The organism is Clostridium sp. BIOML-A1 (genome assembly GCF_009874105.1).
Taxonomy (GTDB): Bacteria; Bacillota; Clostridia; order Lachnospirales; family Lachnospiraceae; genus Coprococcus.
Map to the genome: position 1 here is coordinate 68,016 of NZ_WWTL01000012.1, position 16,715 is coordinate 84,730.

At 41.5% G+C, this 16,715-nt stretch carries 15 protein-coding genes; 10 read left to right on the forward strand and 5 right to left on the reverse strand.

The window, feature by feature from the left end:
• Positions 1-247: 247 nt before the first annotated feature.
• Both GT641_RS10260 and GT641_RS10265 read left to right on the forward strand, forming a co-directional pair.
• Entirely contained in the window at positions 248-916 is a 669-nt protein-coding gene (locus tag GT641_RS10260) for a response regulator transcription factor (protein WP_161117454.1), read from the forward strand.
• Between the two features lie 25 nt (positions 917-941).
• Positions 942-2,594: a HAMP domain-containing sensor histidine kinase gene (locus tag GT641_RS10265; RefSeq protein WP_161117455.1), complete on the forward strand. Its 1,653-nt coding sequence runs from the start codon at positions 942-944 to the stop codon at positions 2,592-2,594.
• 150 nt (positions 2,595-2,744) lie between these two features.
• Here GT641_RS10265 and GT641_RS10270 read toward each other — a convergent pair whose 3' ends face one another.
• Positions 2,745-4,073, reverse strand: a complete 1,329-nt coding sequence (locus GT641_RS10270; protein ID WP_161117456.1) for a sodium-dependent transporter — start codon at positions 4,071-4,073, stop codon at positions 2,745-2,747.
• 219 nt (positions 4,074-4,292) lie between these two features.
• Here GT641_RS10270 and GT641_RS10275 point away from each other — a divergent pair, with 219 nt between their 5' ends.
• The 6 genes from GT641_RS10275 to sufU are packed head-to-tail and all read left to right on the forward strand — an operon-like array spanning position 4,293 to position 9,650.
• Entirely contained in the window at positions 4,293-4,718 is a 426-nt protein-coding gene (locus tag GT641_RS10275; protein ID WP_021943695.1) for an Rrf2 family transcriptional regulator, read from the forward strand.
• Positions 4,719-4,741: 23 nt separating this feature from the next.
• The gene (gene sufC / locus GT641_RS10280) at positions 4,742-5,503 is read left to right on the forward strand and encodes a Fe-S cluster assembly ATPase SufC (RefSeq protein WP_008399954.1); all 762 of its coding nucleotides are present in this window, start codon (positions 4,742-4,744) and stop codon (positions 5,501-5,503) included.
• Positions 5,504-5,528: 25 nt separating this feature from the next.
• Entirely contained in the window at positions 5,529-6,935 is a 1,407-nt protein-coding gene (sufB, locus tag GT641_RS10285) for a Fe-S cluster assembly protein SufB (protein WP_008399953.1), read from the forward strand.
• Between the two features lie 13 nt (positions 6,936-6,948).
• On the forward strand, positions 6,949-8,040 hold the full coding sequence (locus GT641_RS10290) for a SufD family Fe-S cluster assembly protein (protein ID WP_008399951.1): 1,092 nt from the start codon (positions 6,949-6,951) through the stop codon (positions 8,038-8,040).
• On the forward strand, positions 8,021-9,238 hold the full coding sequence (locus tag GT641_RS10295) for a SufS family cysteine desulfurase (RefSeq protein WP_161117457.1): 1,218 nt from the start codon (positions 8,021-8,023) through the stop codon (positions 9,236-9,238). The genes GT641_RS10290 and GT641_RS10295 overlap by 20 nt, the downstream gene beginning before the upstream one ends.
• Positions 9,228-9,650 (forward strand): Fe-S cluster assembly sulfur transfer protein SufU, encoded by a 423-nt coding sequence (sufU, locus tag GT641_RS10300; RefSeq protein WP_008399947.1) that lies wholly within the window; start codon positions 9,228-9,230, stop codon positions 9,648-9,650. Before GT641_RS10295 ends, sufU begins: the two co-directional genes overlap by 11 nt.
• Positions 9,651-10,207: 557 nt before the next feature.
• Here the strand turns inward: sufU and GT641_RS10305 are convergent.
• The 4 genes from GT641_RS10305 to GT641_RS10320 all read right to left on the reverse strand — a co-directional run bounded on the left by GT641_RS10305 (position 10,208) and on the right by GT641_RS10320 (position 13,731).
• A complete protein-coding gene (locus GT641_RS10305; RefSeq protein WP_008399945.1) occupies positions 10,208-11,032 on the reverse strand; it encodes an amino acid ABC transporter ATP-binding protein in 825 nt (274 codons plus the stop codon).
• Positions 11,016-11,726 (reverse strand): amino acid ABC transporter permease, encoded by a 711-nt coding sequence (locus tag GT641_RS10310; RefSeq protein ID WP_117785562.1) that lies wholly within the window; start codon positions 11,724-11,726, stop codon positions 11,016-11,018. The genes GT641_RS10305 and GT641_RS10310 overlap by 17 nt, the downstream gene beginning before the upstream one ends.
• Positions 11,727-11,871: 145 nt before the next feature.
• Positions 11,872-12,744 (reverse strand): transporter substrate-binding domain-containing protein, encoded by an 873-nt coding sequence (locus GT641_RS10315; protein WP_044944546.1) that lies wholly within the window; start codon positions 12,742-12,744, stop codon positions 11,872-11,874.
• 108 nt (positions 12,745-12,852) lie between these two features.
• On the reverse strand, positions 12,853-13,731 hold the full coding sequence (locus GT641_RS10320) for a YitT family protein (protein WP_044944542.1): 879 nt from the start codon (positions 13,729-13,731) through the stop codon (positions 12,853-12,855).
• A gap of 246 nt (positions 13,732-13,977) precedes the next feature.
• Here GT641_RS10320 and GT641_RS10325 point away from each other — a divergent pair, with 246 nt between their 5' ends.
• Complete coding sequence (locus tag GT641_RS10325; RefSeq protein ID WP_008399937.1) at positions 13,978-15,201, forward strand: SLC13 family permease; 1,224 nt, start codon at positions 13,978-13,980, stop codon at positions 15,199-15,201.
• 769 nt (positions 15,202-15,970) lie between these two features.
• The gene (locus tag GT641_RS10330) at positions 15,971-16,714 is read left to right on the forward strand and encodes a response regulator (RefSeq protein WP_161117458.1); all 744 of its coding nucleotides are present in this window, start codon (positions 15,971-15,973) and stop codon (positions 16,712-16,714) included.
• The last annotated feature ends 1 nt before the right edge of the window (position 16,715 follow it).

Sequence of the window (16,715 nt, forward strand, 5' to 3'; positions counted from 1 at the left end):
CTAAGTGCTCCGCTCAGCCGCAGGCGAGTTAGCACAGGAGTATTTACGAATAAGTTATGTGCAACAAACAGAAATCGTAACGAGTTATATAATGGGCATTGATACCAGGCAGAAGGACGTTCTTTTCGTTTTGAAAACTTACATTTGTGTACAACAGGATACAAATAGGATATAATTGCCATGTATGATAGGTTCAGAATCTAAGATATTGAGAGATTAAAAATGAATTCTGGAAATGGGGAGCGTTATGAGTTACAACATTTTACTTGTAGAAGATGAAGCAGGAATTGCAGAGGGCATCATGGATTACATGAAAGAGAGTGAGATCACATTTACCTGGGCGGCGGACGGAGACGAGGCACTTGCTCTGGTGTACGAACATGAATATGATCTGGCACTTTTAGATGTGATGCTGCCGGGGGCAGATGGATTTGAGATATGCAGAGCCATCCGGTCAAAGAGCTACGTTCCGATCATTTTTCTGACTGCCAGAGGCAGAGAAGAAGACCGGCTTTACGGGTACGATCTCGGTTGTGATGATTACGTTGTGAAACCATTTTCCATGGCAGAGCTTCAGGCGAAGATCCAGTCATTTTTGCGTAGGTCGAAAGGCTTGTGGACGAAGAATCAGGTGATCCAGGTGGGAGACATCAAGATGTATCCGGACAGACTGCTTGTTGAGGCAGCAGGAGAAGAGGTCCGGCTTGCACCAAAAGAATATGCGATGCTCAAATACCTGATGGAGCATAAGGGCATGATCGTGACAAGGGATGATATGCTTGTCCGGTTATGGGGGTATGATTACGATGGTGGTGACCGTGTGGTTGACAACCATGTAAAGAAGCTTCGCAAAGCACTTGGTGACAGCGGTAAACTGGTAAAGACCGTATTTGCAAAAGGATATCGGATGGAGTAATCAGATCAGAGAGGTGGACTATCATATGAAGAAAAAAGAAAAGAAATATTATGGGAAAAAAAAGAAGTTTTATTCCTTCTTTTTAAAGATTTTTATTCCGTTTATTATTGTAACATCGATACTTGGGGGTATCATTACAGCATTTTTAAACCTGACATTTCAGAATAATATATCGAGCAATGTGCAGGCTGCAGAAAAGACGATCCGTCAGGCAGGCATAAAATACTGGAATATTTATCAGACGGAGCTTGAAGAACAGAAAGACACAGATTACGAGTTCCAGACACCGTATGATCATTATATTGGAAATATGATATATTTGAATAATCTGTCAATGGCTGCGTTAAATGACAGTGAGGTGGTCAATATGCAGGGATTTATTCATCTGTATCAGAAGGACGATGCCGGTAATCTGACAGAGATCACGGATCAGAAGGATAAGGTATTTCTTCAGATCAATGATACATCTGAGAACAAATATATGCTGTATTGTGATAATGATATATTTGAAGCGGCTGTTCCTGAAATAAAGGATATGTCTGCGGATTTTTCACTTGATAAAATGAATGAGATCTATGTATCAGGAATGCAGTTTTATCCGGCTTCCTATACTTGTTTTGCAGATGGGGAGGAGCAGGAAAGAACGGTATCAGAGATACCGGATGGTTATGTGAAGCTGGATCAGAGTTCGGGATTTACCATTCCGCATGGAGTCGTTGGCTGCATACCAACATCGTTAAAGGTTGACCGGTATACAGGTACGGATGAGATCGTGAATGATTATCAGAATAATTCCAATTGGGAATATGTGGAAGATATAGAAAAATGTGCATACGGCACACATGTAGTCTATGCATTTCCTGTCAACAATGATAATACTGCTTTTGCGGTCATAGATTATCATTATAATATTGTAAAGTCACTGATGGGACATATGATCATTTATACATGGCTTGGGGTAGTGCTTGGAAGTGTATTGATCTCACTTCTGATCGCATATGTAATGTACAGATCCTATAAATCAGCGTATGATATGGAGCAGTACAGACGAACAACTTCAAATGCGATGGCGCATGATCTCAAAAGTCCGCTTGCCGTTATTTCTCTGTATGCCGAGAATCTGAAATCAGGAAAGAATCCGGAGAAGAACCAGTATTATATGGATGGGATATTAAATGAAGTAAAGGCAATGAATGAACAGGTTGCATCCATCCTTGATATGGCAAAGGCTGAGAATGTAAACACAGAGCTTCATAAGACTAAAGTTGATATCAGGAACATCATAAATACAGCAGCAGAGGTATATGCGGAAACAATTAAAACTAAAAATATCAGGTTTGACATTCAGGGAAGCTGCCAGATCGAAGCAGACGAGACTCTGATGTATCAGGCAGTTATGAATATGATGGATAATGCGATTAAGTATGTTACAAAGGATGGAAAGATCACAGTTCAGATGAGCAATGAGAGCCTTTCCATTCAGAATACAAGTGAGCCGATTCCGGAAGATGTTTTAAGGAATATTTGGAATCCATTTGTCAAAGGGGATAACAGCAGACATGGACACAAAGGAACCGGGCTTGGCTTATCCATCGTCAAAACCATTATGGATCGCCATGGATTTACCTGTGAGATGAAAAATACAGGTGATGGTGTGGAAGTGAAAATTAGGTTTTAGTAGAAATAAGTTATTTATTTTATTTGAATAGGATACATTTTTATGATATCGCCATACCATATAAGTGTGGCAAGTCACAGTTATGGGCTGGTCGAAAGATCCAGATCCAACCAAAAGAACAGGCGGGGGAACTCCCCGCCGTTTTGTTTTTTAGAACGATATATGTTTAAACAACGCAACTGCACATAATACAATGGCAAGTGGTACATAGAGGTAACGTCCGATGGAATACCAGAGTGTGCCACGATTCTTTTTGCTGCCGCAGTTGACAGCTTCAAGCAGTTCATCCTTCTTCATAACATAGAACCATGAGACAGCGCCGATAGTTGCGCCGATCGGGATAATGTAGATCGAAACAATATCCATCCAAGGTCCCCATTTGGAGATCGTCTCCATACCGATGCCACAGCCAAGGCATAACACACCGATGATGATCAGGACTGCGGTACGGCTGAGCTTCGGAAACTGGTGTAAGAGTGATTCTGCAACCGCCTCAAACATATTCTGAAGGGAGCTTACACCGGCGAAGATCATTGCTATATACAGGATAATTGCAAATAACCGTCCGAGCGGAATATTCTGTAAGATGGTCGGCAGGGTAACAAAGAGAAGACTTGGACCTGCTCCGACATCAACGCCATAAGAGAAACATGCCGGGATAATGACCAGTGCTGCGACAACGGCAGCGATCGTATCAAAGATCGCGGTATGTCTTGCAACTCCGACAACATCTTCATCCTTTGATAGATAAGCGCCATAGACGATCATGCCGCTTCCCGTAACTGACAGGGAGAAGAATGCCTGTCCCATTGCCCAGATCCAGATCATAGGATCAGCAAGCTTTGACCAGTCCGGTGTGAACATGAATTTATATCCTTCTGCTGCGCCCGGAAGCATAGCAACACGGACTGCAAGGATCAGAAAAATGATGAAGAATAACGGCATCATGATCTTATTTGTCTTTTCTATACTATGTGCACCGAAGAACAGAGTCAGAAGCGTTCCGGCTACCACGATAATGTGAAGCGGGATCACGGAGAACGGTTTGGATGAAAATGAATCAAACCAGGCTGCTGTATCTTCATGCATTAAAGTTCCGATCAGAGAATCAAGGAAGGCTTTTAAAATATACGAAACGATGATCGCATAACCGATCGCGATACATAAGGAGCCTGCAAGTGGAAGCCAGCCAAGCAGTCCACCTGCAGTACCGGCTTTTTTACCTCTTGTTTCCCATGCATATTTATAAGCACCAAGTGTTCCTGTTCCGGCTCTTCGTCCGATCGCAAATTCGGTCGGAAGTGCCACATAGCTGAATATAAAGATAAAAAGCAGGTAGATCAGCAGAAATGCGCCGCCACCATTACTTCCCAATTTATTTGGAAATCCCCAGACATTTGCCATACCAACGGCAGAACCAACAGAAGCCAGAATGAACCCCCATCTGCTTCCAAAACTTTTCGTATTTTTATTACTCATAAACTAACCCTATCTATTTCTTTATTATATAGATGATTGCGTAATTCAGATTTATGCATATTAGTAACTAATGCTTACGCAATTATCTATACGTGCCATACTGTTCCAGTTTAAAGGTTTACAGTCGAAAAAGCAACAAAAATATTATTCACCTATTGACATGGTAGGTGAATAGGAATATTATCTTTGTAGCATAATTTGGAAAGAGGGAGAAATACTATGGTCATCTCGTCAAAAGGACGGTATGCATTACGCGTTATGGTTTATCTGGCGGTAAATCATGATGGCAGTTTTATACCACTAAAAGAAATATCACAACACGAAGAGCTGTCACAGAAATATCTGGAAAGTATCACCCGGATGCTGTCAAAAGCACATCTGATCGAAGCGGCAAGCGGACATGGAGGTGGCTATCGTCTGACCAGAGAACCGGAGGAATACAGTGTGGGAGAGATCCTCAAGCTGACCGAAGGGACCCTTGCACCGGTATCCTGCCTGAAGGATGATTCAGTACCATGTGACCGGTCGGAATTATGTTATACATTACCGATCTGGCAAGGACTTGCCGATCTGATCAATAATTATTTTGATAATATGACACTTGCCGATGTGGCAGGAAAAGCCGGACAAACAGTGAAAGAATAGATGAATATACAGGAGGCACGAATATGTCAGAGAAACAGTTATTAAATGTAAAGAATTTGTATGTGGATGTAGAGGAGAAGCAGATCCTTCATGGTGTAGATCTGTCAATCGGAAAAGGTGAGACACACGTTCTCATGGGACCAAACGGAACAGGTAAATCAACACTTGGCTATGCACTCATGGGAAATCCAAGATACACTATAAAGAGCGGAGAAATCTGGTTTCAGGGTAAAAATATTACAGAGGCTCCTGTCAATGAGCGGGCGAAAGCAGGAATCTTCCTGTCCTTCCAGAATCCATTAGAGGTTCCGGGTGTGACTTTAAGTTCATTTATCAGAAATGCATTGGAGCAGAAGACAGGAAAAAGACAGCGTTTATATGATTTCAAGAAAGAGCTGGAGCGTACAATGGAGATCCTTCAGATGGATCCATCCTATGCAGAGCGTGATCTGAATGTCGGATTTTCCGGTGGTGAGAAAAAGAAGGCAGAGATCTTACAGCTCCTGATGCTGAAGCCTTCACTTGCAATCCTTGATGAGACAGATTCCGGTCTGGACGTTGATGCTGTAAGAACAGTATCTGCCGGTATCGAAGAATACCAGAAGAATTGCAAGGGCAGTCTTCTGATCATTACCCATAGTACGAAGATTCTGGAGTCCTTATCTGTTGATCATACACACGTTATGGTAGAAGGTAAGATCATACAGACCGGTGATGCATCTCTGGTAGAGGAGATCAACCGGAATGGATTTGCAAAATATGAGAAGACAGAGCAGAATCAGTAGTCTTTGAAAGGAGCATCCGATAGATATGAAAGAAAAAACATATGTAGAAGACATAGACAGAAATATATATGACTTCAAAGATGATGAAAAAGATGCTTATAAGATCAAGGCAGGACTGACGCCAGAGATTGTTGAGCAGCTTTCGAAAGAGAAACATGATCCGGCATGGATGCAGACCTTCCGTCTGGAATCCCTGCAGATCTATAATAATATGGAAGTACCGGACTGGGGACCATCGATTGAAGGTCTGAATATGGACAACATCGTAACCTATGTCAGACCAAATACAAATATGAAAGCAAAATGGTCTGATGTGCCGGAAGATATCAAGAATACATTTGAACGACTGGGCATCCCACAGGCAGAGAGAAAATCTCTTGCAGGTGTCGGAGCACAGTATGATTCCGAGCTGGTATACCACAATGTCCGTCAGGAGGTAGCTGAAAAGGGTGTTGTATATACCGATATGGAGAGTGCATTAAATGGCGAATATGCAGATATGGTAAGAAAGCATTTTATGAAGCTGGTTCGTCCCAATGACCACAAGTTCGCAGCTCTTCATGGTGCGGTATGGTCAGGCGGCTCCTTTGTATATGTACCAAAGGGTGTATCCGTAGAGATCCCATTGCAGTCCTATTTCCGTCTGAATGCACCGGGAGCCGGACAGTTTGAACATACCCTTATCATAGTGGATGAGGGCGCGGATCTTCATTTCATCGAAGGTTGTTCTGCACCAAAATATAACGTGGCAAATCTCCATGCCGGGTGCGTGGAATTATTTGTCGGTAAGAATGCAAAGCTTCGTTATTCTACGATCGAGAACTGGTCAAAGAATATGTATAACCTGAATACAAAACGTGCAGTTGTAGAAGAAGGTGGAACGATCGAATGGGTTTCCGGTTCCTTCGGATCCCACGTATCCTATCTATATCCGATGAGTATCCTTAAGGGAAAGGGCGCGAAGATGGAATTTACCGGTATCACATTTGCCGGAAAAGGACAGAATCTGGATACCGGAGCAAAGGTCGTTCACAGTGCACCGGATACCAGTTCCTACATTAATACAAGATCTATTTCAAAGGATGGAGGTATCAGTACTTTCCGTTCTTCCGTTGTAGTAGCAAAGGAAGCAGAGAATTCCAAGGCAGCAGTATCCTGTCAGTCGCTGATGCTGGATTCTATCTCAAGATCTGATACGATCCCGGCGATGGATATTCGTACCAGAAAGGCAAATGTAGGACATGAGGCACAGATCGGCAGTATCAGTGATGATGCGGTATTCTATCTGATGTCCCGTGGTATGAGCGAGGAAGATGCCAGAGCTTGTATCGTCAGTGGATTTGCGGACAACGTATCAAAGGAGCTTCCGCTAGAATATGCTTTGGAAATGAACAATCTGATCCGTCTGGAAATGAAGGGCAGTATAGGTTAGGAGGAAATGAGCAATGGACAAGAAGACGATCAATATTAATAAACTTCCATCCAAAACATGGTACTGGCTTCATATGAATGATACAAAGGTTTCATGGAATCCTGATATAGCACCATGTAAGGTGACGGTAGAGGAAGCATTTGAGGATAAAGAGACAAACAGCCTGATATCCGGGGATGCGGCAGAATTTGCCACAGTTGAGAGTGGAGCAGGAAGAGAGGCTGATCCGATCTTTGCAGATGCGCAGACAGAAAAAACAGTTCTGACTGCTTCGGACAAAGACGCAAAGGCAACGATCCGTCTGGCTGTTGATGGAACGACAGCAGCGTCGGCGGCAGGTGCATGTTATCTGACGGCAGAAGAAGGTACGGATACAACCATAATTGAGACATTTACAAAGAAAAGTGCGCAGGCAGGTTCACTGGCATACCGTACGATGATACAGGCAAAGAAAGACAGCCGTGTTCGTCTGGTACAGGTATTTATGCAGGATGAAGAACAGACTCTGTTAAATGATATCGGTTGTGTCTGCGATGAAAATGCAAAGTTCGATATCCTTCAGATCTTTATCGGAAAAGGTGATCTCTATAACGGAATCCGTACAGATCTTAAGGGTACAGGAGCAGATACACAGGTCGAGATCGGCTACCTTGGACAGAAGACACAGAAGATTGATGTGAACCTGATCATAAATCACTTTGGTAAGAAGACGAATTGTGAGATCCAGGTAGATGGAACCTTAAAGGATGCAGCAGAGAAAGTATTTCGTGGAACGATCGATTTCAAGAACGGTGCATCCGAATCCACAGGTGCAGAGACAGAAAATGTACTCCTGCTTGGTGATGATGTGATCAATAAGACAATCCCGATCATTCTCTGTGCAGAGGAGGATGTAGAAGGTTCTCACGGTGCAACGATAGGTGAACTGGATGAGGAGACATTATTTTATTTTGAATCAAGAGGCATCGACAAGGAGGCTGCGGAGGATATCATGACCCACGGCAAATTCGAGATGTTATATCGCCACATAGGAGATGAGCAGACACAGAAGCTGGTAGAAGCACAGCTTGCGGAGGTAATGGCAGATGATAGAGAAGAATTATAAAGAGGATTTTCCGTTATTACAGACAAATAAAACCATTTATATAGACAATGCAGCTACAGCACAGAAGCCGGCAGTTGTAATTGAAGCAGAGAAGCGTTTTTATGAAGAAAGCAATGCAAATCCGCTTCGTGGCTTCTATCCGCTGAGCCTTGCAGCAACAGAAGCATATGAAGATGCCAGAAAAGTTGTGCGTGATTTTATTCATGCAGATTCGGAAAAAGAAATCATCTTTACAAGAAATACAACAGAGAGTCTGAACCTTGTTGCATACAGCTATGCATGCAGTCATCTGAAAGAAGGAGATGAGATCGCAGTCAGCATCATGGAACATCACAGCAACATTCTCCCATGGCAGATGGCAGCGAGAATGACAGGTGCAACGGTCCGGTATCTGAACTGTGAGAAGGACGGTATTTTGACAGATGAGACACTTGCAGCAGGAATCAATGAGAAGACAAAGCTTGTAGCGATCGGACAGGTATCCAATGTTCTCGGTTGTGTGAATCCGATCAAGAAGATTTCAAAGCTTGCACATGCAGTCGGCGCGGTCCTTGTAGTAGATGCGGCACAGAGCGCACCGCATATGCCGATTGATGTCAAAGATCTGGATGCGGATTTTCTTGCATTTTCCGGTCATAAGCTGATGGGACCGATGGGTATCGGCGTGTTATATGGAAAAGAAGCATTACTGGAAGAGATGCCGCCATTTATGACAGGTGGCGAGATGATCCAGTCCGTAACGACAGAAGGAGCGGTATGGGCTGAGCTTCCGCATAAGTTTGAGGCAGGAACTGTAAATGCAGCCGGTGCAGCCGGACTTGCAGCCGCAATTTCATATATTAATAAGATTGGATTTGAGACAATCGAGCAGAGAGAACAGGAACTGACCCGACATGCGATGGAAGGACTTGCAAAGATTCCGCATGTTCATGTGATCGGCTCAGAAGATCCTGCAAACCATACCGGTATTGTGGCATTTACGATCGACAATGTACATCCACATGATGTCAGTGAGATCATGGCAGCAGATGGTATCGATGTTCGTGCAGGGCACCATTGCGCACAGCCATTACTTACTTATCTGAAGGTGTATAATACAACAAGAGCCAGCTTTATGTTCTACAATACGATAGAAGAAGTCGATGCATTTGTAGAGAGTGTTGCAAATGTCAGAAGGAGAATGGGATATGGAGAATAGAAGTTTTTATAATGAGATTCTGACGGAACACAATATCCGACCGGAATTCAAACATGATCTTCCGGATGCGAACATCGTACTGGAAGGTGTAAACCCGAATTGTGGGGATGATATCTGGTTGAAATTAAAAGTAGAAAACGGAATTATCGAAGACGGAGCATTTGTCGGAGACGGTTGTGCGATCTCACAGGCGTCCGCTGATATCATGCTTGGCATGATCGTCGGAAAGACCGAGGAAGAAGCGTTGAAGCTTGGAAAACTTTTCTTAAAGATGATACAGGGCGAAGCGACCGATGAAGAGATCGATGAACTGGAAGAGGCCTCCGCCTTAAAAGATATCTCCCATATGCCTGCCCGTGTAAAATGCGCAGTCCTTGGCTGGCATACCCTGGAGGAAGCATTAAAGAAATAGTGTTAACAAAAAATAATACAGGGGTCATATATAACATTGTTCCGCAAAACACTCGCGTTCTATTCTACACGTAGCGGTTCTAAACTCTTCACCTGACGGTGAATCGTTAAGTACCGACGTGTAGAAAGGTTTGCTTCACAATGTATATACGCTCCCTGTATTATTTTTTGTTAACATTCAGTTATTCACGTCGGTCCTTGGCGATAATGAAATGTATTTACTATTGAGAAGTGGAAACAAAAATGGAAGAGGGTATTACTATTATGAAGTAAGCCTGCCCACGCTGTGTAACTTCGAACTAACCTCGGCGGAAGCCTCACTAAGTTCTCAGTTATTCGCGCTGGTGTAGGTTTGTACATATTAATATATGAAGTTAAAGCCATTAAAGTGGATATAAATAAAAGATGATAGATATTTTTGTGAAGCAAACCTATTTGAACGTCGGTTCTTAGCGATCCGCATAAGCGGGAGCTTAGTACCGTTACGTGAAAATAGAGCGAGAGCGTTTTGCGTAACAAAGAGTATCTATCATCTTTTATTTATAATGCCAAGTCGGTCTATAATACTTTCGAAAGGAAATCCTTCAGTCGAGGATTCTTCGGATTGCCAAAGAATTCTTCCGGTGTGCCGGTTTCAAGAATCTGTCCCTCATCGATGAAGAGGACTTTATTGGCAACCTCCTTTGCAAATCCCATTTCATGAGTAACCACGATCATGGTCATTCCCTCTTTTGCAAGATCCTTCATCAGGTCGAGAACTTCTCCAACCATTTCAGGATCAAGAGCAGAAGTCGGTTCATCGAATAGGATCACATCCGGATTCATAGCAAGCGCACGGATAATGGCAACTCGCTGTTTCTGACCACCGGATAAGGTAGAAGGATATACATCTGCTTTATCTTCCAGACCGATCCGTTTCAGAAGTTCTTCTGCCTTTGCTCTTGCCTCGGCAACGATCTGAGATTTACTTGTTGTAATCTCTATTTTCTCCTGCTTTTCTTTGCGGAACAGGTTCGTAAGCGGAAGCATACGATTATGACGCTTCGCTTTTTTCAGATCCTGACAACGCACCAGTACAGGAGCAAGCATGATATTCTGAATAACGGTTTTGTTGTTATACAGATTAAAATGTTGGAATACCATTCCCATATGACGACGGTGGATGTTGATATCAACCTTTGGGTCTGCAATATCGACACCATTGAAGATGATCTGACCGCCTGTTGGGTCTTCCATACAATTTAAACAGCGAAGAAATGTACTTTTACCAGAACCTGAAGGACCGATTACAACCATTATATCGCCTTTATCGATTGTGACATTGATGCCTCGTAAAACTTCATTGTCACCAAAGTGTTTTTCAAGATTAATGACGTCTATCACTCTTTCTCAGGCTCCTTTCCATAAGTTTGATACCAAGGCTGATCAGAAGCACCATCACAATGTAGATCAGTGCCATAACCAGATATGGGATCATGAATTCGTAGCTGTTACTACCAATATAGTTAAATGCTACATATAAGTCAGTAGCACCAACAAAGCTTACAACAGATGTTTCCTTGATCAAAGATATAAATTCATTTCCCAGAGTAGGAAGGATGTTTTTAACTGCCTGAGGAATCACAATCTTACGCATGGTCGTCGCAAAGCTAAGGCCCATGGCACGTCCGCCTTCCATCTGTCCGGGATCCACAGAAAGGATACCGCTTCGCATGATTTCGGAAATATAAGCACCACTGTTTAGACCAAATACAAGCATTGATACCTGTACACCGCTCATATGACCTCCTACGATAGGGAGCAGAACATAGTAAAACAGCAGTAACTGCACGACCATAGGAGTTCCACGGAAGAATCCGACATAGACGCTGCAGATTGCATCTAAAACTCGTGGCAGCCGTTTATATTTTGGAATGACGCGGACAGTTGCAATGATGGTTCCGATCAAAATACCGATGATCAGACCGGTTATGGCGATGATAACGGTATTCTTCAGACCTTCAACAACCTTTACATATCCTCTGTTATCAATGAATATTTCTATGAACTTTTGTATTTTACTTGAAATGTCTCCCATGAAATATCCTTTCAATATCTATCAGATAACAGGTAATTGTAAAATATAGATACACTGAATCAGCAGAACTGTTTTAGCAATTTACAATTACCTGTTACCATATATTTTCTTCACGCGAGAAACGCGTGATTCTTATAGCATATTTTTACTGCATAGCATTTAATGATTTTGTAATGGCAGCAGCAGGAGCTGAATCGATGATAACATAATTTAAATTTCCGTTTAATAAATCCTGAACTGCAAGTGAACCGTTCTTATAACCGGTAGATGTCATCTTAAGACCAGCGAATCCCCAGTCATCATCACCTTCGCAGTAGAACTGTCCGGTTGTACCTGTCTGGAAACCAATCTTGCTGCTTGAATCCTTAGCGTTAAGGATTGCATTTACATCATCGGCAGTCTTACATTCGTCAAATTCTGTGTTGTCTGATGGAACGATCAACTTCTGGGAAGCCTTGTAGTAAGAATCTGAGAAAGCTACATATTCTTCACGATCCGGCTTGATTGTAAGACCGGCCATAGCGATATCACATTTCTGCTGACCAACGGAGAGACATACAGCATCGAAATCCATGTTCTGGATAACCAGCTCCTTACCGAGCTTGTCAGCAAGTGCTTTAGCGATCTCCATATCGATTCCGTAGTAGTTCTCGCCCTTTGTATACTCAAATGGTTCGAATGCAGCGTTTGTTGCTACAACTAACTGATCCTTGCTTGAGTCTAATGTAGCTGATTCAACAGCAACAGGCTCGCCATCACCGAAGTAGTGGTTGCAGATTTCTTCAAATGTGCCATCTGAATTCATATCTGCGATAAATGTATTAACCTCTTTTAATAAGTCGGGCTGTGTTTTGTCAACGCCGAAAGCGTATTCCTCATCTGTGAGGTCAATCTCGATAACCTTTGCAGTCTTCTTATCAGAAGATTTGCTGTCGTCAGTTTTGCTTCCGCATGCTGTTAATGCAGTCATAGCCAGGGCTGCAGACATAGTAATTGCTAAAAATTTTTTAAGTTTCATTTTCATTACTTCCTTTCATTCTTTTCTGAATAAATATACCATTGTGTTTTGAAAAATGCAATTTATATATGCAAAAAAATGCTGAAAATTACAGGTTTTATGCAGGTTTTATAAATGCTTTTCGTATTTTCCGCCAATATGCATACCTTCTTTTACGACAACAAAGGCGTGTTCATCGATGTTTTTCAGTCCGCGGCGGAGATGAACACATTCATATTTGGAAAGGATCGTAACGATCATATAAGTTGTTTCTTCGGTATAACCACCACGCGCCTCCCACCAGGTTGCATCCCGGTGAAATTCGTTTACGATGTAATCAAGGATGGCTTCCGGTTCTTCTTTTGTATAGATCACAACTTCGGTATTGATGTTCTGCGTATGTGCTTTGTCAGTCATCAGAGTACTGACAGCGGAATAGATAATGCTGTATACGGCTGTCGGGATACCAAAAAGGATTGCACAGATGCCGTAGACAACAGCATTGACTGTCAAAGATACCTTTCCCACGCTGAAATTTTTGTATTTCTTGGTAAAGAACATACCGACGATATCCATACCGCCACTGGAGCCGCCGGAGCGTAAGGAGATACCGATGCCTGTACCGGCGAGAAGTCCACCCATAATGCTGGCAGTCAGGCTGTCATTGACCAGAGGTGTAGCCGGAATTGGAAATATACTTAAGAATATCGTCTGACTGATCAGGCAGACCAGTGTCCGGCTGAAGAAACTTTTGCCGATTGAGATATATGCCATGATAAATAAAGGTATATTTAAGATAAAGTTGATAATACCTGCGATATCGGTTCCTGATGCAAGCGATGGAAATACTTGGATCAGTAAGGTTCGTATGATCTGGCTGATACCAAGGACACCGCCGTTATACAGACTGGCGGGGACGATAAAGAAGTTGATTCCGGCGGCAAATAAAACCATGCCGCCGATCGCAGCAGCATTTCTCTGCCAGAGTGTTTTGTCTTTGAGATTCATATGCATGCCCTCCCTTTATTAATATTTGTACAGCTTGTGTAGATTATGAGCTTCAACCTGTTGATACTACCAATACAGGAACGCTTTTGTAAATATTTATATGTAGAGTATAAAATATTTCCGGTAAAAAAGCATCTAAAATATAAGGAAGACTTGATCATAAATTGCAGAATTACAGGTTGTGGGACGAAAGGGAATGCAGTACAATAGTGCAGGCAGTAAATATGTGTTAAGAGGATTAGAAGAATGAAAAAGATTTTATATTTTATAAAGAAGGAAACCGTTTTATCGATCGCGGTCGTACTGGCAGTGATGTCAGTATTTTTTGTAGCCCCTGACAGAGAATATATTTCATATATTGATTTCCGAACACTGGCAATCCTGTTCTGCCTTATGAGTATCGTTGCCGGTTTGAGGAATATTGGTGTGTTTGATAAATTAGCGGAACGGCTGTTAGCAAAGGTGCATGGGATCGGGGGAGTAACGGTGATCCTTATATGCCTGTGTTTCTTTATGTCGATGTTTATAACAAATGATGTATCACTTATTACATTTGTGCCGTTTACAATTATATTAATGAAGAAACGGAACCCGGATGTCGGTGGCAAATGGATGCTAAAAGTAATTGTCATGCAGACGATCGCGGCGAACCTTGGCAGTATGTTGACACCTCTTGGTAATCCTCAGAATCTGTATCTGTATGGAAAAGCAGGTATAGGTATTGCGGAGTTTTTAAAGATCATGCTACCGTATACAGTCTGTGCATTTGCTTTGTTAATTGCATGGATCGGTCTGGCATCCATGGTTCGAAAAAGAAAGTTAAGTCATGAAGAGAAGACAGAAATAAAGCAGAATAAAGGCTTAGACTCTGCTGAAGATAAAGCTTCAACGAAAAGACAGAAAGATCCGTTGGGGGCTTCCGGTTTAAAATGGGGGAAAAAGGATGCGGAATGGATTGAAAAATTTACAGCATATATTATTCTGTTTGTCATAAGTCTGCTTGCGGTTTCACATATTCTTCCGTATGGTGTGCCTTTCGCGTTAGTATTTTTATATTTGCTTCTGCGTGACCGGAAAATCCTGACACAGGTTGATTATTCTCTGTTATGTATTTTTATCGCGTTATTTATATTCATCGGTAATCTTGGACGTATCCCGGCATTCAGTCAACTGCTTTCGGATATATTGACCGGACGGGAGGTGGTCACTTCGGTAATTGCAAGTCAGGTAATGAGTAATGTTCCGGCTGCGATTCTGTTATCCGGATTTACAGACCATATCCGGGAGCTGGTGATCGGAACAAATCTCGGAGGACTTGGTACTTTGATAGCATCAATGGCAAGTCTGATCAGTTTCAAATATGTTGCGAGAGAAGACCGCTCGTTCCGTGGCAGATATTTTCTGGAATTTACAGTTGCAAATGTTATTTTCCTTTTTATAATGATGATTCTTTATCGTTTACTTTCTTAACATAATCAAGTAGAACAGCCGTGCTATGAGAGTAGTAGATATAGCGAACCAAACTGACAAAATTCTCAAGTGAGATAAAAACAGGAATATCGAACCTTTACGCAGAAGCAACAGAACTTCCGATAAATACGGGAGATACACAGTACAAGGCAGCAGTAAGGAATGATCCGAGACACAATTTTGCTAAAGAAGATAAAATAACAAAATATAGTCATTGTTTATACATGATTTTTTTGCTACAGAACAAAAAACGACAGTTCAGAACAAATAAATAGAAAATACCACTTTATCCCTTTAAACTGAAACCATCGTACGAAACAAACAACTGATGGCGCCTAAAGGGAAAGGGGAAATTCATGTTGTATGGACTTGATATTGTAGAGTGGTTAAAGAAGATATTAGGCTGGGGAAAGTAAAAATATAACATATAAAAGTGTTTGTTCGGAAAAATATGAAGCTATATTTGTATTCAACATATACATATAGAGATGACTATTTATTATAGAATAAAGGGGGGCGCAAAGTATTTGCCGGAAAGGGATGTTCTATAATAAAAAGATGCACCTAAGAGATATAGCTAAGTATAAAAAACAATATAGACTGCGGCAGTTGATGGATGCATCAACTGGAAAAATAGTTCAGGAACTCCTGGACTATTTTTTTGACTATTTTTGTCTAAGAATGTCGAATAACAAAGTTATTATTGTAAAAAGACAGAAAACAATTTATTATTTTATATAACTTAAGTATGGAGGGAAAGGGGCAAAAGATGAATATCGTCATTTGTGATGATGAAAGAAAAGTAATTGAAGATGTAGGATCGATATGCAGAGAGTACTTATCTCCGGATGTCAAATTATATGGATTCCGGTCGGCGGAGAGTTTATTGAAAAATCTTGATAAGATAGAGGGGGATATTGATCTCTTTATATTAGATATAGAAATGCCGGGCAGGGATGGCTTATGGCTTAGAAAAGAGTTAGAACGATACAGGTATGGAAGCAGTATTATTTATCTGACAAGTCATGACGAGCTTGTGCAGGAAGCATTTGGAAGATATGTGATAGGATTTGTTGATAAAATCAGTTTTATGAAAAATAACAATAAACTGATTGAAAAGTTAAGGCTTTTTGAAGAAGAAATGAGTAATAGAGAAGTCCTTCATATAAAAAGTGACCAAGGTAATTTATATATTCACAAGGATAGAATTGTTATGATTACAGCGGAACATGTATATTCATATATAGAATACATGGTAGATGAAAAGATAAATGGAATTGGTGTGTTGGAAAGAAGTCTTGTTCGTAAATCATTAAAAGATTGGGAATCAGAGCTTGGGGGTAATTTCTTACGCATAAGTAAGAGTAACATTATTAATATGGAATACATCCAAAACTGCAATAAGAATATTGAGCTGCATGATGGGCGAATTATAAAAATTCCGAAGATGAATCAACTTAGATGTCAGGAAAGTTATTATAAATTTTGTGATAGAAGGATGAAGTGGAAATAAG